Origin of the sequence: Pseudophaeobacter sp. EL27, assembly GCF_900313025.1 — a bacterium.
In the GTDB taxonomy this organism is placed as follows: domain Bacteria; phylum Pseudomonadota; class Alphaproteobacteria; order Rhodobacterales; family Rhodobacteraceae; genus Pseudophaeobacter.
On the sequence record NZ_OMPQ01000009.1, the window covers coordinates 552,283 to 577,623 of the forward strand.

22 protein-coding genes and 1 pseudogene are annotated in these 25,341 nt (G+C 57.8%); 9 read left to right on the forward strand and 14 right to left on the reverse strand.

The annotated features are described in order from the left end of the window. Positions 1 to 175: 175 nt before the first annotated feature. Both ED661_RS22410 and ED661_RS22215 read left to right on the forward strand, forming a co-directional pair. Positions 176 to 334, forward strand: a pseudogene (locus ED661_RS22410) (calcium-binding protein); the annotation flags it as partial. A gap of 51 nt (positions 335 to 385) precedes the next feature. Next, complete coding sequence (locus tag ED661_RS22215; protein ID WP_122073813.1) at positions 386 to 823, forward strand: hypothetical protein; 438 nt, start codon at positions 386 to 388, stop codon at positions 821 to 823. Between the two features lie 304 nt (positions 824 to 1,127). Here the strand turns inward: ED661_RS22215 and ED661_RS10340 are convergent, their stop codons facing one another. From ED661_RS10340 to ED661_RS10380, 9 genes are all read right to left on the reverse strand, one after another. Beyond that, complete coding sequence (locus tag ED661_RS10340) at positions 1,128 to 1,994, reverse strand: glycosyltransferase family 2 protein (RefSeq protein WP_216822447.1); 867 nt, start codon at positions 1,992 to 1,994, stop codon at positions 1,128 to 1,130. 52 nt (positions 1,995 to 2,046) lie between these two features. Beyond that, entirely contained in the window at positions 2,047 to 2,823 is a 777-nt protein-coding gene (locus ED661_RS10345) for an enoyl-CoA hydratase-related protein (protein WP_122073814.1), read from the reverse strand. Between the two features lie 112 nt (positions 2,824 to 2,935). Next, complete coding sequence (locus ED661_RS10350; RefSeq protein ID WP_122073815.1) at positions 2,936 to 3,421, reverse strand: cytochrome c-type biogenesis protein; 486 nt, start codon at positions 3,419 to 3,421, stop codon at positions 2,936 to 2,938. After that, a complete protein-coding gene (locus tag ED661_RS10355; protein WP_122073816.1) occupies positions 3,418 to 5,388 on the reverse strand; it encodes a heme lyase CcmF/NrfE family subunit in 1,971 nt (656 codons plus the stop codon). Before ED661_RS10355 ends, ED661_RS10350 begins: the two co-directional genes overlap by 4 nt. Positions 5,389 to 5,577: 189 nt before the next feature. Then, positions 5,578 to 6,021: a cytochrome c maturation protein CcmE gene (gene ccmE, locus ED661_RS10360; RefSeq protein WP_054462021.1), complete on the reverse strand. Its 444-nt coding sequence runs from the start codon at positions 6,019 to 6,021 to the stop codon at positions 5,578 to 5,580. Positions 6,022 to 6,042: 21 nt separating this feature from the next. Beyond that, on the reverse strand, positions 6,043 to 7,071 hold the full coding sequence (argC, locus tag ED661_RS10365; protein ID WP_122073817.1) for an N-acetyl-gamma-glutamyl-phosphate reductase: 1,029 nt from the start codon (positions 7,069 to 7,071) through the stop codon (positions 6,043 to 6,045). A 124-nt stretch (positions 7,072 to 7,195) separates the two neighbouring features. After that, on the reverse strand, positions 7,196 to 8,005 hold the full coding sequence (locus ED661_RS10370; protein WP_122073818.1) for a glutamate racemase: 810 nt from the start codon (positions 8,003 to 8,005) through the stop codon (positions 7,196 to 7,198). Between the two features lie 23 nt (positions 8,006 to 8,028). Continuing rightward, positions 8,029 to 8,907, reverse strand: coding sequence for a lysophospholipid acyltransferase family protein (locus ED661_RS10375; protein ID WP_122073819.1), 879 nt, complete (start codon positions 8,905 to 8,907; stop codon positions 8,029 to 8,031). Positions 8,908 to 9,087: 180 nt separating this feature from the next. Beyond that, complete coding sequence (locus tag ED661_RS10380) at positions 9,088 to 12,510, reverse strand: indolepyruvate ferredoxin oxidoreductase family protein (RefSeq protein WP_122074105.1); 3,423 nt, start codon at positions 12,508 to 12,510, stop codon at positions 9,088 to 9,090. A gap of 167 nt (positions 12,511 to 12,677) precedes the next feature. Between ED661_RS10380 and ED661_RS10385 the strand changes: the two genes are divergently transcribed. From ED661_RS10385 to grxD, 5 genes are all read left to right on the forward strand, one after another. Beyond that, the gene (locus ED661_RS10385) at positions 12,678 to 13,583 is read left to right on the forward strand and encodes a LysR family transcriptional regulator (protein WP_122073820.1); all 906 of its coding nucleotides are present in this window, start codon (positions 12,678 to 12,680) and stop codon (positions 13,581 to 13,583) included. 426 nt (positions 13,584 to 14,009) lie between these two features. Further along, positions 14,010 to 16,175 carry a phosphoribosylformylglycinamidine synthase subunit PurL gene (purL, locus tag ED661_RS10390; protein WP_122073821.1) on the forward strand — a complete coding sequence of 722 codons (2,166 nt, stop codon included), beginning with the start codon at positions 14,010 to 14,012 and terminating at the stop codon, positions 16,173 to 16,175. Between the two features lie 96 nt (positions 16,176 to 16,271). Further along, the gene (locus ED661_RS10395; RefSeq protein ID WP_371412428.1) at positions 16,272 to 16,790 is read left to right on the forward strand and encodes a hypothetical protein; all 519 of its coding nucleotides are present in this window, start codon (positions 16,272 to 16,274) and stop codon (positions 16,788 to 16,790) included. A gap of 64 nt (positions 16,791 to 16,854) precedes the next feature. Beyond that, positions 16,855 to 17,091 carry a BolA/IbaG family iron-sulfur metabolism protein gene (locus tag ED661_RS10400; RefSeq protein ID WP_054462015.1) on the forward strand — a complete coding sequence of 79 codons (237 nt, stop codon included), beginning with the start codon at positions 16,855 to 16,857 and terminating at the stop codon, positions 17,089 to 17,091. Positions 17,092 to 17,375: 284 nt separating this feature from the next. Beyond that, complete coding sequence (gene grxD, locus ED661_RS10405) at positions 17,376 to 17,738, forward strand: Grx4 family monothiol glutaredoxin (protein WP_122073823.1); 363 nt, start codon at positions 17,376 to 17,378, stop codon at positions 17,736 to 17,738. A gap of 177 nt (positions 17,739 to 17,915) precedes the next feature. Here the strand turns inward: grxD and ED661_RS10410 are convergent, their stop codons facing one another. Both ED661_RS10410 and ED661_RS10415 read right to left on the reverse strand, forming a co-directional pair. Continuing rightward, the gene (locus ED661_RS10410) at positions 17,916 to 18,314 is read right to left on the reverse strand and encodes a cell division protein ZapA (RefSeq protein ID WP_122073824.1); all 399 of its coding nucleotides are present in this window, start codon (positions 18,312 to 18,314) and stop codon (positions 17,916 to 17,918) included. Next, complete coding sequence (locus tag ED661_RS10415) at positions 18,314 to 19,090, reverse strand: colicin transporter (protein WP_122073825.1); 777 nt, start codon at positions 19,088 to 19,090, stop codon at positions 18,314 to 18,316. Before ED661_RS10415 ends, ED661_RS10410 begins: the two co-directional genes overlap by 1 nt. Positions 19,091 to 19,355: 265 nt before the next feature. On the opposite strand from ED661_RS10415, the gene tkt reads away from it, so the two are divergent. After that, entirely contained in the window at positions 19,356 to 21,377 is a 2,022-nt protein-coding gene (tkt, locus tag ED661_RS10420; RefSeq protein ID WP_122073826.1) for a transketolase, read from the forward strand. Positions 21,378 to 21,455: 78 nt separating this feature from the next. On the opposite strand, the gene ED661_RS10425 is transcribed toward tkt, so the two are convergent. From ED661_RS10425 to ED661_RS10435, 3 genes are all read right to left on the reverse strand, one after another. Next, positions 21,456 to 22,256 carry an acyl-CoA thioesterase II gene (locus ED661_RS10425; RefSeq protein ID WP_122073827.1) on the reverse strand — a complete coding sequence of 267 codons (801 nt, stop codon included), beginning with the start codon at positions 22,254 to 22,256 and terminating at the stop codon, positions 21,456 to 21,458. Positions 22,257 to 22,348: 92 nt separating this feature from the next. After that, positions 22,349 to 22,906: an ankyrin repeat domain-containing protein gene (locus ED661_RS10430; RefSeq protein ID WP_162930101.1), complete on the reverse strand. Its 558-nt coding sequence runs from the start codon at positions 22,904 to 22,906 to the stop codon at positions 22,349 to 22,351. A gap of 141 nt (positions 22,907 to 23,047) precedes the next feature. Then, positions 23,048 to 23,995: a DUF808 domain-containing protein gene (locus tag ED661_RS10435; protein ID WP_122073829.1), complete on the reverse strand. Its 948-nt coding sequence runs from the start codon at positions 23,993 to 23,995 to the stop codon at positions 23,048 to 23,050. A 241-nt stretch (positions 23,996 to 24,236) separates the two neighbouring features. Between ED661_RS10435 and gap the strand changes: the two genes are divergently transcribed. Beyond that, entirely contained in the window at positions 24,237 to 25,238 is a 1,002-nt protein-coding gene (gene gap / locus ED661_RS10440; protein ID WP_122073830.1) for a type I glyceraldehyde-3-phosphate dehydrogenase, read from the forward strand. Positions 25,239 to 25,341: the final 103 nt, after the last annotated feature.

A 25,341-nucleotide genomic window follows, 5' to 3' on the forward strand; every position in this document is an offset into this window, starting at 1 on the left:
ACGATGATGACGACGCGCCAGCAGTTACCGGCAGTGGAGATGACACCGGTGGCGGCACGGATACCGACTGCTTTATTGGTGCAAGCGGCGACGACGAGATCGAAGGTGACGAAGCCAATAATACAATTTTGGGCAAAACGGCACCGATACTCTTGATGGGAATTTTGGTGACGACCGTGTCTTTGGGGACGGCGGCAACGATAGTGTCCAAGGTGGCGAAGGCAACGACAGCGTCTTTGGCGGCCATGGCGAAGATCTGGTTCAGGGCGGCGAAGGTGACGACCTTATTCGCGGTGGGCGCAATGACGATGTTCTCATTGATTCAACCGGAGCAGACAGGCTTCAGGGGGACGGCGGCGATGATCTGATCCTTGCATGCGGCACCATGGACCCCGATTCCGAAGCCGCGTTTCTGGCGAATCCGGAGCTCGAAAATGGCATTGGCAATCTGCTGGATCAGCTGCAAATCGATTTCTCTACCGACAGCGATACGGAAGGCGATCGTGCCTTTGGCGGCTCTGGCGATGACACTGTGATTTTTGGCGTCAATGATTCCGTTGGTGGCGGCAGCGGAGCGGATACATTTTTAACCGCCTCCTATCTTGAAGGAGAAGGTGCTGCAACAGTGTCCGACTTTGACCCGGACGAAGATCAGCTGATGTATGCCTATGACCCTGGGGATGGTGAACCTGACCTGACTGTGGAAATGGTGGAAAACAGCGACGGCTCCTCTGACGCGGTGATCTCTGCCAATGGCTCGGTGGTACACTCCGCGTTGCAGATCAGAACTACAGCTTTGATCTGGCGGAGCATGTCTTATTGATCAACGGCGTACGTGCGGCCTAAATCAGTAGCAGCAGTCTGAACGCGGTTCAAACAACACAAAACAGCAAAAGCCGCGTAGGGTTCTGCCCCCTTCGCGGCTTTTCTTTGTGCAGAGGGAACCATCTACGGCGCAGAACGGCCACCTGCAAGCGGGTCAAGGACCAGAACCAGCGCTCAACAGAGCCCAACTTCAGCTAGCTGCAATCGATGTGGAGCTTACGGCAGCCATTGAAAGGGCCAAGCTCTTGTCATGGCATGCCGATACCCCTTCTTGTCCTCCATCCAGGACTTTCACGCCGCTCCTAAGCTGCTGATGCGGGTGTGTTCTCAGCGGAGACCTGAGGAATTTCACCTGACAGGATCCGGCTCCCAAAACTGACTTGCGAAATGCCGTGCTCTGCTGCGTTTTCGAAATCTCGATGCGGACGGAACTCTCCCTGAGTTTCGGGATCGGAGTAATACCGACCAATGATCGCCGCCAGTCTAAGCATTTTTATATTACTCCGTTCGAGAAGGTGCCAGAAAAGGGCATCCCCGGCCGATAGAATGGGCTCTCCGTTATGGAAATGGCTGGGGTAGAACCTTCCAATCACATTAGTGTCCCAAAGATTGCAGGGCCCGTAAGTTCCACGTTCTTTTGTACCACTGCCAAGACGCAGGTTCTCCACCTGCTTGGGTGGCCAGTCCGGTTTGAACTGGGTGTTGTTGACGTCTTCTATTTCGAACTTTTCATCCATATGGGCCTGATCAAAACAGATCCGCCAATCGCCCGAGACAAAGGACACCTCATTTTTTAACAACATGGCGAGCATCGCTTCAATCGCATTGCTTGCCAAACGATCATCCATATTCAACTGAGCGACAAAACGTGTACGTGACAGCGCCACACCAGCAGACCAGGCTTCATAGATTGTCAGAGGCTCAGAAAAGGAATGCCAGGGCGCATCCAGCCAATCCGGCGCCTGATCTCCATTGTCAAAGATGTAGCATGGTTCCACGCCGAGGCTTTGGGATTTCAGGTTCTCCCAATGACTGCACAACAGTTCCAGTTTGTTGGGTTGCTTGTGCCAAACTGCACAAAACACAGTGACATGCGGGCGTTCACACGCTTCATTAGTTTCCGGAAAATGGGACGTATACTGCAAGAAATGCCTACCTTTGATTTCCAACTCAGGCTTCAGACCTTGAAATCAATGGTAGGCAAACTTGGAAAAGGAAGGATTAACGCCCTTCAAACTCGGCAGAACGTTTCTCTAGAAAAGCGGTAACGCCTTCATTGAAATCGCGGCTTTTGCCACATTCCCCTTGCAGAGTTGCCTCAACCGAGAGCTGCTCTGGCAGGCTGTTGCCATAACTGGCACGGATCGCGGTTTTGATTGCGCCAAAGGCCTTGGTTGGGCCATTGGCCAGATAGGCCGCACGTGCACGCCACTGAGTTTCGAACTCATCATCCGGAATAGCTTCCCAGATCATGCCCCAATCGCTGGCCTGTTTGGCAGAGATCTTATCGGCAAAGAGCGCCGCCCCCATGGCCTTTGCCAGGCCCATCTGGCGCGGCAGAAACCAGGTACCGCCCGCGTCCGGCATCAGGCCAATACGCGCAAAGGCCTGCAGGAAATAGGCGCTTTCGGTGGCAATTACCACATCCGCCGCAAGGGCCAGATTGGCGCCGGCACCTGCAACAGGACCGTTGATCACGGACAGGGTTGGAACCGGGCAATCATAGACGGCTTCCAGCATTGGGGTGTATTCATCCCGCAAGGTGCGTTCAAGATCCAGATCCCCATTGCCAGAGGCATCGCTCAGGTCCTGGCCAGAGCAGAAGGCCGCCCCAGCCCCGGTGAGCACAACCGCGCGGGCCTCAGAGGCGGCGCGTTTCATGGCATGGGTGATCTCAGCCCGCATCTGGCCTGTCAGGGCGTTCATCTTGCTTGGGCGGTTCAGCGTGACTATCGCCAGACCATTTTCAAGCGTGTACAGGATTTCCTTGTAGTCCATCAAAGCCTCATATCTATCATGCGCGGGGGCATGGTTACCCCCTATTTGCCCAGAACCCTGACGCAAACAACGAAAGACGCAAAGCCGGACCCCGCGTCACAAGGCAAATTTGTCACTCATCAAGGATCTTGTTCAATCGGGCCTGTTCTTCGTCACTCAGGTCCTGCTCCCCGCCCGCTGAGGCCCGTCCACGGCCGCGCATATAGCCCGCCGCCACGCCCAGTGCCAAAAGCAACATCAAAGGCCCAGCGGCCCAGAGCATCCAGTTGGCGCCAGTGGTGGTGGGCCGCAACAGCACATATTCGCCGTAACGCTCAACCACAAAGTCGATCACCTCATCGTTGCTATCGCCCGCAACCAGACGTTCGCGAACCAGAACCCGCAGATCCCGCGCCAGATCGGCATTGGACTCATCGATGTTTTCATTGCGACAGACCAGACACCGCAGATCCTGAGACAGATCTCGGGCACGCGATTCCAGTGCCGGATCCGACAGCACCTCATCGGGCTGCACCGCCACGGCGGGCATTGGCAGGGTAGCAACACCCGCAAACAGCGCCAGAGCGATGGCAGAGGTCCAGTTTTTTATCACGGTCATTCGGCCGCCACTCCTTCCGGTCCTTTGCTGCCGCCCTGCCCTTTGGCAGCCCCTGCGGCCACCCGGAAGCGCCGATCGCTGAGGCTCAGGAAACCGCCAAGTGCCATCAACAGACAGCCCCCCCAGATCCAATTGGCCAGGGGTTTGATATAGGTGCGCACCGTCCAACCACCGCTATCTTGCTGGTCGCCAATCACCACATAGAGATCGCGCAGCAGACGATAATCGATTGCGGCTTCGGTTGTTGGCATCTTGGCCACGGGATAGTTGCGCTTTTCAGGATGCATCACCGCGACATCATGCCCAGCTTTGGTCACGGTTACAGTTGCCATTGTGGTGAAATAATTCGGTCCACGTGCATTGTCGACACGATCAAGGGTCAACTCATATTCCCCAACGGTAAAGGGCTTACCGATCTGGGCAATGCGGATATCCTCAACCTCCCATGCGGTCAGCCCGGCGATGGCAAAGATGGTGACGCCCAGCCCGGCATGGGCCGTAGCCTTGCCCCAATCGGCACGCGGCAGACGCAGCAGGCGCGACAGGCTGCCGGTGCGCCCCCATAGATCCACCAAAGCCCCAAACACAACCCAGGAGCCCAGAAACAAGCCGATAGGCCCAAGACCAGAGCGCCCGGTCTGCATCGCCCAGGCCAGAACAGCGAAGGCCACCGCCAACAGGAAGACATAACGCAGTTTTTTCATGGTCCGACCCAGATTGCCGCGCTTCCACGGCAGCATCGACCCGATGGGGAGGATAGCCCCCAAAAGCACCATGAAGGGGGTGAAAGCCGCATTAAAGAAGGGCGGCCCCACGGAGAGTTTCCGGCCAAAGGCCATTTCGGCCACGATGGGCCACATCGTGCCAAAGAAGACCACAAAGCAGCCAACGGCCAGCAAGATGTTATTGGCCACCAGCGCACCTTCACGGCTGACCAGTCCAAAAACACCACGGGCCTGCATCGCCTGGGCGCGGGCGGCAAAGAGCGTCAGAGCCCCGCCGGTAAAGAAAGCCAGGATCATCAGAATGAAGACCCCGCGCTCGGAATCATTGGCAAAGGCATGCACCGAGGTCAGCAGGCCCGAACGCACGATAAAAGTGCCGATCAGCGAAAAGCCAAAGGCCAGGATCGCCAGCAGGATGGTCCAACTTTTTAACGATTCCCGTTTCTCGACCACGATGGCCGAATGCAACAGGGCTGCCGCCAACAACCAGGGCATAAAGGAGGCGTTTTCAACCGGATCCCAGAACCAGAAACCGCCCCAGCCGAGTTCGTAATAGGCCCACCAACTGCCAAGCGCGATACCGATGGTCAAAAAGATCCAGGCGGCCAGCGTCCAGGGGCGCACCCAACGGGCCCAGGCCGCATCAACCCGGCCCTCGATCAGGGCGGCCACGGCAAAGGAAAAGGCCATCGAAAGCCCCACATACCCGAGGTACAAAAACGGCGGATGGAAGGCGAGGCCCGGATCCTGCAGCAGCGGGTTCAAGTCCTGCCCATCAAAGGGCGGCACTGCAAGGCGCAGGAAGGGATTGGAGGTAAAGAGGATAAAGGCAAAAAATGCCACCCCGATCGAGGCCTGTACCGCCAAAACGCGCGCCTTCAGGGTCTGCGGCAGTCCACCGCCAAAGACCGAGGCCACCGCGCCAAACAGGGCAACAATCAAGACCCACAGCAACATCGAGCCCTCATGGTTGCCCCAGGTGCCGGATATTTTATAGAGCATCGGCTTGGCGGAATGGCTGTTCAGCATCACCAGCCGCAAAGAGAAATCCGAGGTCACAAAAGCCCAAACTAGGGCGCCAAAGGCAAAGGCGGTAAAGAAGAACTGCGCCTGTGCTGCGGGCTCGGCCACGGCCATCCAGCCAGGCCAGCGTTTATGGGCACCAATCAATGGGACCACCATCTGAACGATAGCAATCATGAAGGCGAGGATGAGGGCGAAATGTCCGAGCTCTGTAATCATGTCTTTGTCTATAGTCGTTACCGAGTAGCGGGCCAATGGGAAAACCAATGGACCAGGCCGCGTCCCGCCGCCGCAGCGCCTGTCGTTTGGCAAAAATCAGCGCGCCAAAACGACACTCCCCCCGCAATACAGTGTTTGCGGGGGGAGTGGAATAAAACGGGTAGTAGGCGCATTCAGCGGAGCCTGGCTTTAGGTTTCCGGCTCCTGATAGACGCCCTGGGCCTTTAGCGCATCCACAACCTCTTTGGGCATATAGGTCTCATCGTGTTTGGCAAGAATTTCAGAGGCTTCAAAGACCCCGTTCACCAGTTTTCCGGTGCCAACCATGCCTTGGTTCTCTTCAAACAGATCCGGCAGAACACCAACAAAGGTCACTGGAACCGTGGCGCCACCATCTGTCACAGAGAACCGCACGGCCTCGCCCTGACCGCGTACCAGGCTGCCCTCTTCTACCAGGCCCCCAATGCGGAACACCTCGCTGGGCGGCGGCGGGGTTTCCGCCACCTGACTGGGCGAGCGGAAATAGTTGATCCCATCCCGCATCGCATAGCCAATCAACCCGGTGGCCACCACCAGGGCAATCGCCGCAAGAGCGATGACCTGAATCCGGCGTTGTTTCTTGAGGTTCTTCATCCCAGAGGCCTTTCGGTGCTGTTACGGGAACAGCGGCGCCATCATCAGCCCCGCAGTCTCCTCTTCACCTAGCATCAGGTTTGCATTCTGCAAGGCCTGGCCGCTGCTACCTTTTGTCAGGTTATCCAGCGCAGCAAAAACAATGGCGCGGCCTTCGATCCGGTCCGCCGCCACACCGATATGGCAGAAATTGGAGCCGCGTACATGATGGGTACTGGGCGCTTCGCCAAACGGCAACACCTCAAGGAAGGGCTCATCGCGATAGGCCTGCTCAAAGCACTGATGGATTGCCTGTGCGTCGCCCTTAACATAGACCGTCGCCAGAATACCCCGGTTGACGGGCACCAGATGCGGGGTGAATTGCACCCTAACTGGACGCCCGGCCAGGGCGGAGAATTCCTGATCAAACTCTCCCAGGTGCCGATGGGTGCCGCCCATCGCATAGGCGTTGTAGCCCTCGCTCAGCTCCGCATGCAGCAGGTTTTCCTTGAGTGCCCGCCCCGCACCAGAGACGGCGCATTTCAGATCCAGAATGATTTCATCGAGATCAATCAGGCCAGAAGTGATCAGCGGACGCAGCGCAAACTGACCGGTAGCCGCGTTGCAGCCGGTACCGGCCACCAGACGGGCGGACTTGATTTCCTCGCGGTAGAACTCGCTGAGGCCATAGACCGCCTCTTCCTGCTGTTCCAAAGCTGCATGCGGGTTGCCGTACCATTTTTCATATTCGGCCGGATCGCGCAGCCGGAAATCCGCCGACAGATCAACCACTTTCAACCCCTTAGGCAGGGCTGCGATCACTTCCTGGCTGGTTTTATGCGGCAGGGCGCAAAAGCACAGGTCGATACCAGAAAAATCAATTTCACTGATTTTACAGAGTGTTGGCAGCGACATGTGACGCAGATGCGGGAAGACCTGCGCCATGGTCAGCCCGGCTTTACGCTCCGCTGCCAGAGCTTTGATTTCAATATTTGGATGGTTCGCAATCAACCGAACCAGCTCTGCGCCCGTGTAGCCACTGGCGCCAAGAATTGCCACTTTATGGGTCATGTCAGACCTCGCATTCTGAATGTGTATTTGGGTTTCATGCCTTGGCGTGAAACTAGAAGAAGAAAGAGGAAGAGACCTTGCGCCAGATCATGGGGGCGACATCGTCCGCCCGATCCGACAGCTGTCAGGCCGCCTGAAAACGCATCTCTCGTCGGAGAAACTGCGTTGCGCGGTCGCTGACACGCGCCGGATCACCAGTGGTGAAATAGCCGCCTGCCCCTGACCCGATCATATTCGGGTGACGTTCCAGGTAATCAGCGAGACTGTCAGCCACCAGATTGCCCTGGCTAAAGACTTTCACCCCGGTCCCAAGCGCCGCCTGAAACTCTTTTTCCATTAGCGGGTAATGCGTACAGCCCAGGATCGCGGCCTGGGGTTCCGGCATCTTGCGTTTCAATGCGTCCACATGGCTACGCACCAGAGCCTCGGCCAGGATCATGTCGCCATCTTCGATGGCATCAACGATACCGCCGCAGGCCTGAGCCTCGACATCAACACCAATGGCACGAAAGGCCAGTTCCCGCTGAAAGGCGCGGCTGGACACGGTGGCGGGGGTTGCAAACAATGCGACATGTTTGACCTCGACCTCGCGCGGCGGGCTGTTGTCGCCCCACTGACGTTCGGTCAGGGCCTCGATCAGCGGAACAAAGACGCCCAGCACCCGCTTGCCCTCAGGCAGACCTTCTTCCTGCATACGGCGCAGCGCCGCAGCCGAAGCAGTGTTACAGGCCAGAATGACCAGATCACAGCCCTTGTCCCACATGTCGGCCACAGCGGCCTTGGTGAGGTTGTAGATATCTTCTGCGTCGCGCACCCCGTAAGGCGCGCGGGCGCTATCCGCGTAGTACAGAAAATCCACGTCCGGCAGACGGGACTGGGCGGCGTTCAGGACGGTGAGCCCGCCCAGACCGGAATCAAAGATACCTACGGCCATGATCTCTCTTTCAGGCCTGATGCTCAGGCGCGATGTTTCTCCTCAAACTCAAACCCATAGTCATAAGATTTGAGCGGCTTTGGAGACAGCTCATACGTGGCTTTGCGCAGGAAATCCATCATTCCTTTTGTATCCCCGGCCAGGGGCGTCAGGATATCGCGGCTGATCGGCGCGCCGATCACAACCTTCACAGGGGTATCTACCCGTTTGTTGAATTCCTTGATCAACAATCCCATGCGCAGGGTCGAATGCAGGTGGCTGGCGATCTGAAACAAGCGTGAGGTATGGCCTTCAAAAAACACCGGCACCACCACCGCGTCGGATTTGGCGATCATCCGCGCAGTAAAGCCGCGCCAGCCGGGATCCATCGGGTGGGAAAAGGGCTTGGCCGCAGTGGAGACAGTACCACCGGGAAAGATGCCAATGGCCCCACCCTGACCCAGATAATCAAGCGCCGCCCTGCGGGTCTGAAGATTGGTCTTGAGCGCCGCTTTGGTTTCAGCAAAATCCACCGGCAGCACGACCTTGTTCAGGTCTTCGGCTTTGCGAAAGATCTGATGGGCCAGAATGCGAAAATCACCCCGTGTTTCGGCCAGGATATGGCCCATCATCAAGCCATCCAAAATGCCATAGGGATGATTGGCGATCAGGACCACTGGCTTATCCTTGGGGATATTCGCCAGACTGCCGCGCGTTACATCCAGCGTCAGACCATAGCGGTCAGCCATCACGCTCCAGAAGTTACGGCCATTTGCAACTTCATGCTCGTAACCCTCGGCGCGCTTGATCAGCTGGAGCCTACCAGTGGTGTTTTCAAGCAGGCGGATCATGGTACGTCCGGGCCCGGATCCAGCGGAATGGGCGTAGGAGATATCACGGGCAATATGACGATCAGAGGGCACGTTGGAACTCCGGAGAGGAAGCGGAACAGTTTAGGGAACTTATTAAGACAGTTTCATCACAGCGACATGACATGGGGCCGCACAAGGCACCACACTTGGGAGCGTACCTTCGTAAATGAGAAAGGGGACGCGACCAATCCGGTCGCATCCCCGCTTTTCAATCCAACACCTAAGTCCCGGCTACTCTGCCGCGTCCTTGACCGGAGTCCCGGACTGTTGCAGCGCAATCAGCAGCTCTTCGCGGCGTTTGGCGGCCTTGGTTTCGCTTTCCAATTTCACCGGACCAAAGCCACGGATCTGCAGCGGCAGCTCCGCGAGTGCGATCAGCGGCTCAAGGGTCTCGGCACTCGCCTTGGGCAGCCATTCCTTCATGTCGCGTTCATATTGCTTGATCAGCGCCCGCTCCATCTTGCGCTCAGCCGTATAGCCAAAGACATCCAGTGGCGTGTTGCGCAGCGGCTTCATCTTGGCCAACAGACGCAGCCAGCGGGTCATGCCGGGGCCAAACTTGCGTTTTTGCGGACGACCATTGACCAGTTTGCCGCCAAAGATCGGCGGTGCAAGGTTGTAAGAGACCTTCAAGTCCCCTTCAAACTCGGCGGCCAGTTTTTCATGGCTCGACAACAGCAACCGGGCGACTTCATATTCGTCCTTATAGGCCAAGAGCTTGTGATAACCCTTTGCCACGGCTTCCTTGAGTGCTTTGTCCGAGATCCCATCCAGCAGTTTGCCATAGCGCTTGGCCAGACCAGCGCCCTGATAGGCCACAAGTTGATCACTTCGGAAGGCAATGATCTCCTCCAGGGACTTGGGCAGCTGCACCACATTGGCGGGCTTGGCGATCTTGGCCGCCTCAGCCGGGTCAACGATGGCCCAACGGCCGATCTCAAAGGCGCGCAGGTTCCGCTCAACCGCAGCACCGTTCAGGGTGATGGCTTCGGTAATGGCGGCGTGGCTCACTGGGATCAGCCCCTGCTGCCAGGCAGCGCCAAAGACCATCATATTGGAGAAGATTGAATCCCCCATGGTAGCACGGGCCAGTTCAGAGGCATCAAACAGCGACAGGTCATCCCGCAGACGCGCCTGAAGCGCGACCTGCAAGCGATCAGTTGGCAGATTGAAATTGGTGTCGCGGGTAAAGTCCCCGGTGATGATTTCATGGCTGTTGACGACGCCGCCGGTCTGACCGGTTTTCATCAAACCGATGGTTTTGGCGCCCGCACTCACCACCAGATCGCCGCCGATCAGCGCATGGGCTTCGCCAGTGGCCACGCGAATGGCGCTGATGTCTTCGGGACGTTTGGCCAGACGGCAGTGGATATGCACCGCGCCGCCCTTTTGCGCCAGACCCGCCATTTCCATCATGCCAGCACCCAAGCCGTCAATCTGTGCCGCCTGGGCCAGCACAGCCCCAATGGTCACAACGCCAGTGCCGCCAACGCCGGTGATCACCACGTTATGGGTGCCCGAAATCTCGGGCAACTTGGGTTCGGGCAGATCCGGCAGGTTCAGCTCAGCCGTGGCCTCTTTGCGGATCTTGGCGCCCTCAACCGTCAGGAACGAGGGGCAAAACCCGTTGACGCAAGAGAAGTCCTTGTTGCAGGAGCTTTGATCAATCGCCCGTTTGCGACCCAGTTCGGTCTCTTTGGGCACAATCGACACGCAGTTCGACTGAATGCCGCAATCACCGCAGCCTTCGCAGACATCCGGGTTGATAAAGACCCGCTGATCGGGATCGGGGAACAGGCCGCGCTTGCGACGACGACGTTTTTCGGCGGCGCAGGTCTGGATATAGATGATACCCGAGACACCTTCGACCTGTTCAAATTCCTTTTGCACATCCATCAGCTCGGCACGTTCATGCATCCGCATGCCAGCAGGGAACAGCTTGGCGTCGACATCTTCCTTGTCATCATAGACAACCGCGATGGTCTGCATACCCATGGCTTTGAGTTCATGTGCAATCTGATGGGCGGTCAATCCGCCCTCGGCCTGCTGGCCGCCGGTCATGGCAACGGCATCATTATACAGGATTTTATAGGTGATATTGGTGCCCTCAGCCAGGGCAGCACGAATGGCCTGAACACCGGAGTGGTTATAGGTGCCATCGCCAAGGTTCTGGAACACATGGGTCCGATTAGAAAACGGTGCTTCGCCGATCCAGTTGGCGCCCTCGGCCCCCATATGGGTAAAGCCCGTGGTTTCGCGGTCCATCCACTGCACCATGAAGTGACAGCCGATACCAGCATAGGCGCGGCTGCCGTCAGGCAGTTTGGTCGAGGAGTTATGCGGGCAACCCGAACAGAAATAGGGCAGACGCGCGGCGATCTCTTCGGCGTTATCTGCGCGCTTGGCATCATCCAGCGCTGCCAGACCCGCCTTGACCGCTTCGGTGTCGCGGCCTTCCTCGATCAGGATGCCGCCAAGTTTTTCGGCAATCATGATGGGATCAAGCGCATATTTGGTGGGGAACAGCTCTTCGCGATTGGCAGTGCCAACACCGCCCTTATACCAGCCATAGACCCGGCGACCCCGACGGTCATCAAAGATCGCCTCTTTGATCTGGACCTCGATCAGCTTTCGCTTTTCTTCGACAACCACAATCAAATCAAGGCCTTCGGCCCAGGCGTTAAAGCCTTTCATGTCCATCGGCCAGGTCTGCCCCACCTTATAGGTGGTGATGCCCAGACGTTCTGCCATTGCTTCGTCGATATTCAACAGCGACATTGCATGCACCAGATCCAGCCAGTTCTTACCCGCTGCCACAAAACCGATCTTGGCACCGGGCTTGCCCCAGACGCGCTTGTCCATTTTGTTGGCATGGCTAAAGGCTTCGGCAGCAAAGCGTTTGTGGTCGATGATGCGGTCTTCCTGCTGGAAGCGATCATCGGCCAAACGAATGTTCAGCCCCCCTTCCGGCATGTCAAATTCCGGCCGCACAATCTGCATGCGGTCGGGATCGCCATCCACCACCGATGTGACCTCGATGGTGTCTTTCATCGTCTTGAGGCCAACCCAAAGCCCGGAGAACCGGCTCAGCTCATAACCATAGACACCGTAGTCCAGGATCTCCTGAACGCCCGCGGGGCTAACAATGGGGAGGTAACAATCCAGCAGCGACCATTCGGACTGATGCAACACGGTGGAGCTTTCGCCGGTGTGGTCATCGCCCATAGCAACCAGCACACCACCGTTTTGGGAGGTGCCGGCCATATTGGCATGACGGAAGGCATCGCCAGAGCGGTCAACGCCGGGACCCTTGCCGTACCACAGGCCAAAGACGCCATCGTATTTGCCCTCACCTCGGATCTCTGCCTGCTGCGCGCCCCAAAGCGCGGTTACTGCCAGATCCTCATTCAGACCATACTGGAAGGTCACATCAGATTCGGTGAGCTGCTTTTGCGCCCGCTCCATCTGCATATCCACGGCCCCCAGCGGTGAGCCACGATACCCCGTCACCAGGCCCGCAGTATTGAGGCCTGCTGCCGTGTCACGGGCCTTTTGCATCATCATAAGACGCACAAGAGCCTGCGTCCCGTTCAGCATGATGGGCGATTTGCTCAGGTCATATTTGTCATTCAGCGAGATTTTTTGCGTGCTCATCCGGGCCTCCCAACCAAAAACTAGCTTGCAGTGCTTGACCCAGTAATAGGTCACAATTACTGACCTGTATAGGCGGTTTTTTTACTTTTCCCTCGCGTCGGTATGGAAAATTGATAAAAAGCTACAATTTCATATAGTCTACAACAGACTAATCAAAAGAGGCGGATATGGACTGGGATAAGCTCAGGATTTTTCATGCAGTGGCCGATGCCGGTAGTCTGACCCATGCCGGGGACAAGCTGAACCTGTCGCAGTCTGCTGTCAGCCGACAGGTGCGCGCGCTGGAGGAAAGCCTCAACGCGACGCTGTTTCATCGCCATGCACGCGGGCTGATTCTGACCGAACAGGGTGAGTTGCTCTTTGATGCGACCAAATCTATGTCCGCCCGGCTAGAGGCTGCATCGGCGCGCATTCGTGACAGCGAAGAAGAAGTCTTTGGCGAGTTGCGCGTGACCACGACATTTGGCTTTGGGACGCTTTGGCTCGCGCCACGTCTGACCAAGCTGTTTGAACAATATCCAAATCTGAAAATCGACCTCATGCTCGAAGAGCGAGTTCTGGACCTGCCAATGCGCGAGGCGGACGTGGCCATCCGGATGAAAGAGCCGAGCCAGGCAGATCTGGTGCGCAAACGCCTGATGACGGTACAGATGAAACTCTATGCCTCGCCAAAATACCTTGAGCAGAACGGCACCCCGGAAACCGCAGAAGACATCAAAGAACACCGGTTGATCTGTCAGAACCAGCGCTCTGCTCAGGTGGGCTCTGCCTCCGTTTTGGTACAACGGCTGCTGACCCATAATCCCGGTTCCCTGCTGACGGTGAACAATTACTTTGGCGTATTGCAGGGCGTATTACATGATCTCGGTATTGGCATTCTGCCGGACTATGTCACCGAAGATTTCCCCGAACTGGTCGAGGTTTTCCCCAATGAGGAAAACAATGGTGTGCCAGTATACCTGGCCTATCCCGAAGAATTGCGCCATTCGCAGCGTGTTTCGGCCTTCCGGGACTTTGTCCAGACCGAGATCATGGCGCATCGCAGGCATATGAAAGAACTGGGTAAATTGTAGCCCGCAAGAAAACGATCAATGCAACGCCCAGGAGCCATGCAATTAGTGCATAGCGGCAATGATGCCGCAGGTGCATTAAACATCTTGAAGGGTCAGCATCATAACCCTAAATGGAGCCTATGAAGACGACGGCTAACGCCTCTCTTCATACCTCCCTGTTGGACTTCGGCCGAGCTTAGTGCTCGGCCTTTTTTTTGGCCAAATGCCCTTAGGACACAAGTCATTTGCGCCGACAGGCTTCAACAAACCCCAGACTGCTCAAAATTGATGCGCCTTGAGAGAGCCGTCGCCCAAGGCAAAGGCATCGCATGAATAACAGACCCTGAGCCAAATCGACGCGATGACTGCTTGAGATACCCCCTTCCCCATTGGACGTGGTTGCTCTAAAAGCCGCCTCAGTAGCACCATGGGGGGCCATATCGCGCCATGCAAGAACCAGCCATCACATCCGAACTGATCGCAAGCCACGGCTTGAACGCCGAAGAATACGACATGATCCTCGAGATCATCGGGCGCGAACCCAGCTTCACCGAACTTGGCATCTTCTCGGCCATGTGGAACGAGCACTGCTCTTACAAATCTTCCAAGAAATGGCTGCGCACTCTGCCGACCGACGGTCCGCAGGTGATCTGTGGCCCCGGCGAGAACGCCGGTATCGTCGACATCGGCGATGGCGACGCGGTGGTTTTCAAGATGGAAAGCCACAACCACCCTTCCTATATTGAGCCCTATCAGGGCGCGGCCACCGGCGTTGGCGGCATCCTGCGTGACGTCTTTACCATGGGCGCACGGCCCGTTGCCTCGATGAACTCGCTCTCCTTTGGTGAGCCCGCCCATCACAAGACCCGTCAGCTGGTCAATGGCGTGGTTGAAGGCATCGGCGGCTATGGCAACTGCTTTGGCGTGCCCTGCGTTGGCGGCGAAGTCCGCTTCCACCCGGCCTATAACGGCAACTGCCTGGTCAATGCTTTTGCGGCGGGCCTGGCAAAAACCGATGGTATTTTCTATTCCGCCGCCTCAGGCGTTGGCATGCCAGTTGTCTACCTGGGTGCAAAAACCGGGCGTGACGGCGTTGGTGGGGCCACCATGGCTTCGGCTGAATTTGATGACACCATCGAGGAAAAGCGCCCCACCGTGCAGGTAGGCGATCCCTTTACTGAAAAACGCCTGATGGAAGCCACGCTGGAGCTGATGCAGACCGGCGCGGTGATCTCGATCCAGGATATGGGCGCGGCTGGTCTGACCTGCTCAGCTGTGGAAATGGGCGACAAGGGCAAACTGGGGATCAAGCTGAACCTCGAAGACGTGCCACAGCGCGAAGAAAACATGACCGCCTACGAGATGATGCTCTCGGAAAGCCAGGAACGCATGCTGATGGTGCTGAAGCCAGAACTCGAAGCAGATGCCCGCGCTGTCTTTGACAAATGGGACCTGGATTTTGCCATCGTTGGTGAAACCATCGCCGAGGACCGCTTCCTGATCCTGCACAATGGCGAAGTGAAGGCAGATCTTGTGCTGTCGAAACTGGCCTCCACCGCCCCCGAATATGACCGCCCCTGGGTTGCCACTCCGGCGGCAGAACCGCTCACGGATGCGGATGTGCCCACAATTGATCCCATTGATGGCCTCAAGGCGCTGCTGAGCTCGCCCAACTATGCGGGCAAACAGTGGGTCTATGAGCAATATGACACCACTGTCATGGGCGATACTGCCCGCCGCCCCGGCGTGGGATCGGGCATTATCCGTGTACATGGCACCGACAAACAACTTGCCTTCACCTCCGATGTGACACCGCGCTACGTCAAGGCCAACCCGGTTGAGGGCGGCAAACAGGCTGTGGCCGAAGCCTATCGCAACCTGACAGCTGTTGGCGCCAAACCCTTGGCAACAACGGACAACCTGAACTTTGGCAATCCCGAAAAGCCCGAGATCATGGGCCAGTTCGTGGGCGCCATCCAGGGTATAGGCGAGGCCGTTGCCGCGCTGGATATGCCGATCGTGTCAGGCAATGTCTCGCTCTACAATGAGACCGACGGTCAGGGCATCCTGCCCACGCCCACAATCGGCGCCGTTGGCCTGATTGCTGCAGGTGAAGAGGCGATCACCGGCGAGGCCCGCGACGGTCACATTGCCCTGCTGATCGGCGAAACCCTGGGTCATCTGGGCCAATCCGCCTTGTTGGCTGAGGTGTTCAACCGCGAAGACGGGGATTCCCCGGCAGTGGACCTGGACGCGGAAAAGCGCAATGGCGAGTTCATCCGCGCCAACCGTGATCTGATCAAGGCATGTACAGATCTCAGCGATGGTGGTCTTGCCTTGGCCGCGTTTGAGCTGGCCGAAGAAGGCGGCGTTGGCGTGCAGATCGACGCGGGCGACACCCCAACCCTCTTTGGTGAAGATCAGGCGCGCTATCTGGTGGCCTGCAACTTTGACCAGGCAGAAGCCCTGATGCTGGCAGCTGGCCAGGCAGGGGTAACCCTGACAAGCGTTGGTCGTTTCACTGGCGACAGCGTCAAAATCGGTGGATCCGAAGCCCCATTGGCTGAGCTGCAAGAGATCTTCCGCGCTGGTTTTGCCGCTGCGGTGGCCTGATCGAAAGGGGTTTCCCTTTCCTAAAAGACAGTAAAATCAAGCTTGGTGGGGTGGCACGGTCACCCCACCTTTTCTTTTGAACTGGGGACAATGCCCTTGCACCTTCCAAGCCTAAAAGAGGATTGCAGCCGCTGCGCAGCTCTGTGCTGTCTCGCCTATCCTTTTGAGGCGGAAGAGGATTTTGCAATCCTGAAACGAGCGGACAGCCCCTGCCCCAATCTGGATCAGGGGTTTCGCTGCACCATCCATGCCGATCTGGCCTCCAAAGGGTTTGGCGGCTGCAAGGCCTATTCCTGCGCTGGCGCCGGCCAGAGGGTCACACAGATCCTGTTTGAAGGTGAAACCTGGCAAGAGGATCCTGATCTGCTGTATCATATGACCTATGCCCTGCGCGTTGTGCAGCCAATCCACGAGGCCCTTCTGATCCTGCAAGAGATCAGGGCGCTGGATCTGCCGCCCGACCTGCACCAGCACTGTGTCGCGCTGATCCGATCTTTGTGTCCAGATAACCCCAGATCCGTCAGGGATTTTGAGGAGGAGCAGGTGCAGGACGCCCTCGCTGAGCTGCACGATTTTGTCGAGACCATTGCACCTTTTGCGATGAACCTTGCCTAATCCGGCTTGCACAGCCCCCTACAGCAACCTACATTTTTGGAAACGAGTAAAAGGACGACCCCGGATGCCAATGCAAGCCCAAGAAATCGAAGACCTCCTGCGCGAGACATTCCCGGATGCGGAAATCCAGGTCGCAGGCCATGATGGCGTGCATATGTCTGCCATGGTGGTGGATGAGAGCTTTCGCGGCAAAAACCGGGTGCAGCAGCAACGTGCGGTTTACGCAGCCCTCAAGGGTAAGATGGATGGCTCCAACGGAGAGCTGCACGCCCTTGCCCTGACCACAAAGGCGCCTGAGTGACCTTTGTTGATTGGATGATATCGGGGGCCTTGGCGGCTTTTCTTCTCGCCCTTGTCTTTGGAAGATTTGCGCGAAAGAAAAAATTCCGATCGTTAAGCAGCCGTCGGCCCGCCCGAGCATCCAAATCAAAGCGCAAGGTTGCGCTTGGACAAGACGCAACTGACCTGGACAGCGTAGAACGCGCCCACAAAGAAAATCAGCGGTTAGCTTCCAGACATCGAAGCTGAGCCAATCGAAACATTAGATGAATGCACCAATTGGTGCTGTGACCTGAGGAAAAAACTATGAGCGACGCACAGACCCGCATCGATGATACCGTAAAAGCCAGTGACGTGGTGCTCTTCATGAAGGGCACCAAGGAAATGCCCCAGTGCGGGTTTTCCTCGCGCGTGGCTGGCGTGCTGAACTACATCGGCGTTGATTACACTGATGTAAATGTTCTGGCCGACGAAGAGATCCGCGCCGGCATCAAGGAATATTCTGACTGGCCCACCATTCCGCAGCTCTACATCAAGGGTGAGTTTGTTGGTGGTTGCGATATCATCACCGAAATGACCCTCTCGGGTGAGCTGGACGGCATGTTTGCCGATAATGAAATCGCCTTTGACAAAGACGCCGCAGACAAGATCCGCGAAGCCAACGGCTAAGCAGATCTGGCAGCGCGGCCTACGAGGATCCGCTGCGACCTGACGCAAAACACACAAGAAAAGCCCCTTCCGGTTCTCACCAGAAGGGGCTTTTTGTTCCTGTGCCACCTGTCGAGACTGCCTGTCCCCTATGCGACTGTCACCAGCTGTAAGATGCAGGGCGCGGCGGCTGAGCGGTTACTCAGCCGCGGATTTTTCATCAATTTGCTGGGCCAGCGATTCCGCTCTGGCGGCCAGTTCAGCCAGGGCTTCGGGCACCTGTGGCGGCACCACGGGCACTTCAATGCGCTCGGGCTCTGGTGCGGGGGTGTTTTTCAATGCTTCCAGTTCAGCGACACGCTCTGCCAGTTCGGCCTCGACGTCTTTGATGCGATCCTCGACCGCTGCGGTCTTGTCAGCCAGCATCAGGCCCGCCATCAACAGCATCCGTGCCTCGGGCATCCGACCAATCTGATCTGACAGCACCTGCGCCTCGTCATCCAGCATCTTGGCGGCGGAATGCAGGTAGCTTTCTTCGCCGAGTTGACAGGAAACTTCAAACCCACGGCCACCGATATGAATGGTTACTTCTGGCATCAGACTTCCTCTCCTTCCGGCAGATTTTGCTCTGGTAGGCTTTGTGCACTGGCCAGGAGCGGCTCCAGCTTGGCCAGCACGGCATTGACCTGCGCCTGATCATTCGCCTGCGCCGCGCGCAGGGCTTCATTGGTGCTGTGCAGTTCCGTATTGGCCTGACGCAGCGCGTCCAGCTGGGCCTGAAATTCATGGTCCTGCGGCACCACAGAAGCGGCCGCCTGGGCCTCGGCAAGTTGCGCCTTCAAGGCCGTGACCTCAGCCTCAAGTGCCGCCTGATCCACTGCAGCCCCCAAATCACCTGCAGCCTCACCAGAGGCCTCTTCGATCTGAGACATCAGCTGATGATTGGTCGCTTTCAAGTCTGAGAGTTCAGTCTCCAAGGCTTCCTTTTCGGCTGCCAGACCATTGCCTGCGTTTTCCAACGCGCCTTTCAGCCGGGTCACTTCCAACTTCAAGGCGTCCCGTTCATCGGTATTGCCAACTTCATTGCGCAACAGTTCCAGCTCCGCCTGCAGCGCTTCCATATCGCCACTGTCAGCGGCGGGCGCGGCGCTCTCCGCCTCTTTCAGGCGGCTGTGCAGCGCCTTTACCCGCTCTTCGAGCTGGGCATTGGCGGTTTTCTCTTCATCCAGAGCCTGTTCCAGATCGGAATTATCCGCAGCGGCGCGGGCCTCTTCTGTGGCCGTGGCGCGGGCCTGCTCTAGCTTTTCCACCCCAGCGCCGATCCGCTCCATGGCGGCCTGAATACGACCCTGCAACTCTTCGATCTGCGTCATGCCTGTCCCTCACCCCTCATCAATTCTGTTGGCGCCTGCCTCAGGCACATCTCTGGCATCCCCTAGCGGCCAGCGCGAATCGCTTGGCCACAGCCGCGTTACCAACAGCTTAACGAAGTCATGAGTAAAACACCCCCTGTTTGCTTTCAAGCACTTGCAGCGCTGACTTCGCGCTGTCGGCACGGAATAGCGCAGAAAGCTTGATCTTTGGGCTGTCACTGCTATTGAGCGGCTAACCAGCCTGGTAACCCAAAGGAAAACTTCAGTGGATCTGACAGCCCTGCGCACCGCCAACCCCGACCATTGGAACAAGGCCGCCGCCATTCGCGCGCTGGCCCTCGATGCCGTCGCCGCCGCCAATTCCGGCCACACAGGTATGCCCATCGGCATGGCCGATGTCGCGACCGTATTGTTCGAAAAGCACCTGAAGTTTGATGCCGCGGCTCCGCAGTGGCCTGACCGCGATCGCTTCATCCTTTCGGCGGGTCACGGCTCGATGCTGATCTACTCCCTGTTGTACCTCTGCGGTGACAAACAGGTGACACTGGATCAGATCAAGAACTTCCGCCAGATGGGCGCGCTGACAGCGGGTCATCCGGAAAACTTCCTGCTCGACGCCGTTGAGACCACCACCGGCCCCCTGGGTCAGGGCATTTCCAACGCCGTGGGCTTTGCCATGGCCGAAGAAATGCAGCGTGCCCAGTATGGCCGCAAGGTTGTCGATCACCACACCTATGTCATCGCCGGTGATGGCTGCCTGATGGAGGGCATCAGCCAAGAGGCCATCGGCCTGGCGGGACGTCACTCCCTGGGCAAGCTGATTGTTCTGTGGGACAACAACAACATCACCATCGACGGCACTGTTGAGCTGTCGGATCGCACCAACCAGGTGCAGCGCTTCCGCGCCTCTGGCTGGCAGGTGATCGAGATCGACGGCCATGACCCCATTGCCATCGACGAGGCGCTGACAGCGGCCAAGAAATCGAAGAAACCTTCGATGATTGCCTGCAAGACCCATATCGCTCTGGGCCATGCAGCACAGGACACCTCCAAGGGCCACGGCGCGCTGACCGATGCCGACCAGATGGCCGAGGCCAAAGCGGCCTATGGCTGGACCACTGGCCCCTTTGAAGTGCCTGCCGATATCAAATCCCAGTGGGAAGCCATTGGCGCCCGTGGCGCTGATGAGCGTGCCGCATGGGAAACCCGCTTTGCAGAAGTTTCGCAGCAGAAACAGGACCGCTTCAACCGCGCCTATGCGCTGGAGGCCCCAAAGAAACTCTCAGCTGCTATCAAAGCGCTGAAAAAGCAGGTCTCTGAGGAGCAGCCCAAAGTCGCCACCCGTAAGGCCTCTGAGATGGCTTTGGCCGTGATCAACCCGATCATGCATGAGACCGTTGGTGGCTCGGCTGACCTTACTGGCTCCAACAACACCAAAACCGGTGATCTGGGTGTCTTTGACACGGATAATCGCAAAGGCCGCTATGTCTACTGGGGCATCCGCGAGCACGGTATGGCAGCGGCGATGAACGGCATGGTGCTGCACGGTGGTATGCGCGCCTATGGCGGCACCTTCTTCTGCTTCACCGACTATGCCCGCCCTGCCATGCGTCTGGCCGCCCTGTCCAAGATCCCGACAGTGTTTGTCATGACCCACGACAGCATCGGCGTTGGCGAAGATGGACCAACCCACCAACCGGTCGAGCATCTGGCAATCTGCCGCGCTACCCCCAACACCTATGTGTTCCGCCCCGCGGATGCGGTTGAAGCGGCAGAGGCCTGGGAAATTGCCCTCACCGAGAAGGACACCCCTTCGGTGATGACACTGACCCGTCAGAACCTGCCCACCCTGCGTGTCGAGCACAAGCTGAGCAACCTCACCTCCAAAGGCGCCTATGTGCTGGCCGAGGCGGAAGGCAAGCGTCAGGCCATCCTGATCGCCACCGGCTCTGAGGTCTCATTGGCGATGGAAGCCAAGGCCAAATTGGAAGCCGAAGGCATCGGCACCCGCGTGGTCTCCATGCCCTGCATGGAGCTGTTTGCCGCGCAGGAAGAAGCCTACCGCCGCAAGGTCCTGCCCGCAGGACCGGTACGTGTTGGCATCGAGGCCGCTATGCGCGCCGGCGGCTGGGATCGCTGGTTGATGGGTGAACGTGGTCAGGACAAAAAGGCTGGCTTTATCGGTATGGACCGCTTTGGCGCCTCCGCCCCTGCTGGTGAGTTGTTTGAGAAATTCGGCATCACCGCCGATGCCACCGTCGCCAAGGTCAAAGAGCTGCTGGGTTAAGCCCCAACCCATCTCTGAAATCAATTTGGGGCGCCCGCAAGGCGCCCCTTTTTGGTCTCAGCCATTGCGGAATTTCCGCTACATGAAGATCACCACAGACTGCATCGCATCTGCCACCAGCTGCCCCTTGGTGTTCCACAGCCGCATCACCTGTGAGCTATAGCCACTCCCGGCGGCGGTCAGCTCACTTTCCAGCATATACCAGCCATCGCGCGTGGCGATGTCCTCGAGCATCAGGTTGAACATCCAATTGACCGAAGAATTCGGCCCCGGAATTTTGCATTTGGCAAAGATCGCGGGCGGCAGCGCATCGCCCAGACAGAACAGCCCCTCCAAAGAGCCACGGCTGGCGGCATCTTTGTGACGACACCAAACCCGCATCCTGCCCTTTTCCGCCCCCATAAAGGGCAAGGATCCTTCGATCAGCTTGATCTCGAAATTATTGAAGAAGCGCGCAGGCAGGCGCTTCATTTCTTTTGGAAAGAAAGAGGGCGTGTCTTCGGGCGCAGGCGCATCCGGCGCAGGGCAGATCTCGCTGACATGGCTGTCCTGTGCCGCGCCAAAGGAGAAGGTGCCGGTTGCCGCCACCTTGCCTTCAATCTCGGCCCTAGCCAGGGCGGTGGTAACATTGCGCCCCTGTCGCAGTACTTCGACCGAGATCTGCGGAGCAGCGGACAAGGGGCCGGTGAAATTGATCATCGCTGAGCGCAGCGGCGCATGATCCGGCAGCGCCCTGCGGGTCGCAGCCAATAGCAGCGTCGCGGTATAGCCCCCATAGGCGGTACGCCCCTGAGCCCAGTTCTCGGCCACCGGGGCAGAATAGCCACCTTCGGTTTCCACCATCTCTGTGAGCACGGTGGCCAGAGTCATTTCTGTCATCAAAGCACCTCTTGTTTGCCTGTGACCGACCCTAGCAATCCTTTTCCCTGCCGCCAGAGTGAACCCGGCGTCATATCCGCTGCAACGATGCTCTAGTCTTCTTTTGCCTGTCGCAGCAGCTCGAATTCGGGCGTGTCCACAACCCGTGCATTCTCGCCGATCAGATCATAGGGCAACTCCCCCATCTCATTGACAGCCCCGGCCTCGGCGCCGGAGGCCAGCAACAGGGCGATGGTATCCGCCCGCCCCCATTTTGCCGCGCCATGCAACGGTGTCCAGTCATTGGCGGTGCGGGCATTTGGATCAGCCCCTGCCTGCAACAGCATCTCCACCACCTCGGGGGCAGCTGTTGCCGAAACAAAATGGATGGGTTGACGCTGCAGGCTGTCCTCGCTTGTCACTTCGGCTCCTGCGGCCAGCATCGCCGCAATCGTTTCACTGCTGGCCTGGGCCACAAAATGCAAGGGGCTGCGCCCTACATCATCCTGGCCGTTGATATCCGCGCCCTCGGCCAGCAGCTGTTCAATATCAGCAGGGGTGGCTGTTTGATAGAATTGCCCCTGACAGAGGGTTGAACACTCCCCTGCCATGGCAAAGGTTGCACTGCCCAGGGAAATCGAGAGCCCTATAATAATCGCTGAAAATCTCATTTTGCACCTTTCAAAAACTACCCTGATAGAAGGGCGCATTCCCTGCCGATACTCAACATAAACTTGTTCCTCGCCCAGGAAATCTAGAAACTGAACGCGGAATTTGTGTCCTCACTCCCAGATCAGCAACAGGGCAGCCGCCTAGCCTTTTGCAAACAGACGGGAAACGCCCAGCACCACCGGGATCAAGACCAGCCCCCAAGCCAGACCAAAGATGCCATCCATCGTCGCCTTGGACACCCATTCGGCAAAACCGGTCCACGCGGCGGGCACCGCGTGACCAAGCGCATAGGCCCAGTCGTGAATGTGGTGGCCCAGCCAGCTAAAGCCCAGAACCTCCAACCCGTGAATGATGATCGACCCACCCACCCAGAGCATTGCAGCAGTTCCCACCACCGATAGGATCCACATCAAGACGGGCATGAACTTCACAAGCCCACGTCCCAACCCGCGCCCCACAGGCGTGGGTGCGTTGTTGGTCAGGAACAGGCCGACATCGTCCATCTTGACGATTAGTGCAACGGAACCATAGACGGCCACTGTCACACCAATGCCGACCACAGCCAGCGTCGCTGCCTGCATCCAGACATTGGGGGCCTCGATCGCGGCCAGAGCGATGGTCATGATCTCGGCTGACAGGATAAAATCGGTCTTGATGGCGCCCTTGATCTTTTGCTCTTCCAGATGACCGGGATCCTTAATGCTCATGTCCTGCTCGATCTCATGGCTGGCATGGGGGAACAGCACATGGAAGATCTTTTCCGCGCCCTCAAAACACAGGTAGCTGCCGCCGAGCATCAGCAGCGGCGTAATCGCCCAGGGGGCAAAATTCGCCAGTAGCATCGCCACCGGCAGCAGCAGCACGATCTTGTTGAACAGCGAGCCACGGGTGATGCGCCAGATGATCGGCAGTTCGCGCGCAGGTGCAAAGCCCTGCAGGTATTTGGGCGTTACCGCAGCGTCGTCGATGATCACCCCGGCGGTTTTGGCCCCCGCCTTGCCCGCCGCAGCCGCTACATCATCAACCGAGGCCGCCGCCACCTTGGCAATGCCTGCCACGTCATCCAATAAAGCCAGCAAACCGCTCATCTCAAATACCCTTATTCTCGGCACATGTTTGACTGCAACCTACCCTATCTGTGCGCCGTGACAAGCGTTAGCGCCACCGAGTTGCCAAGCCCGTTTTCCGTTAACGCCACCGGGTCAAACCGTTAACGCCACCGGGATAGTTTTGCGCTAACAGGCTGTGTTTTCGCCGTTTTTGCCCCTTTAGCAGGAAACGAATGAGGTCTATACGCAACGCAAGATTAGCTCGCCTGGAGACATGCTCATGACCATCAAAGTCGGGATCAACGGTTTTGGCCGTATCGGCCGCTGCACCCTGTCACACATTGCCGCCTCGGGGCGCGATGATATCGAAGTTGTCAAAGTCAACGCGACTGGCCCACTGGATACAGCTGCGCATCTGATCAAATACGATTCCGTGCACGGCCGTTTCCCCGGCGATGTGACCATCGGCGAAAACACCATGAACCTGGGCCGCGGCGACATGCAGATGTTCTCGACCTACAACATGGATGAGCTGGACTGGTCCGGCTGTGACGTGGTTCTGGAATGCACCGGCAACTTTAACGACGGTGAAAAAGCCAATAAACACCTGGAGCGCGGCGCCAAAAAAGTGCTGCTGTCGGCGCCAGGTAAGAACGTCGACAAGACCATCGTCTTTGGCGTCAACGACAATGAGCTCGAGGCCGGTCACACGATGATCTCCAACGGTTCCTGCACCACCAACTGCCTGGCCCCCATTGCCAAGGTTCTGGACGATTCCTTTGGCATCGAACATGGCATCATGACCACCATCCATGCCTACACCGGTGATCAGCCAACCTTGGATCGTCGCCACAAAGATCTGTACCGCGCCCGCGCTGCCGCCATGTCGATGATCCCTACCTCCACCGGTGCCGCCAAGGCCCTGGGCGAAGTGCTGCCAAACCTGAAAGGCCGTCTGGACGGCTCTGCCATTCGTGTGCCCACGCCAAATGTTTCGGCTGTGGATCTCACCTTCCGCGCCAGCCGCGATGTAACGGCTGAGCAGATCAACGCCGCCATGCAGGAAGCTGCCGCCGGTCCGATGAAGGGTGTCCTGGGCTATGAGCCAGCGCCGCTGGTCTCCACTGATTTCAACCACTCGCCCGAAAGCTCGATCTTTGCGCCCGATCAGACACGTGTTCTGGATGGCCGCATGGTGCGTGTTCTGGCCTGGTATGACAATGAGTGGGGTTTCTCGGTCCGCATGGCCGATGTTGCCGTTGCCATGGGTCGTTTGGTCTAAACTGGCCCTGCCCCGGTAGTCCCCGCCTCGGGCCTGCCAGCTAAAGGCAAGTCACTCTTGAGATTTTTCACCCGCTCAGGCATATCTGAGCGGGTGTTTTATT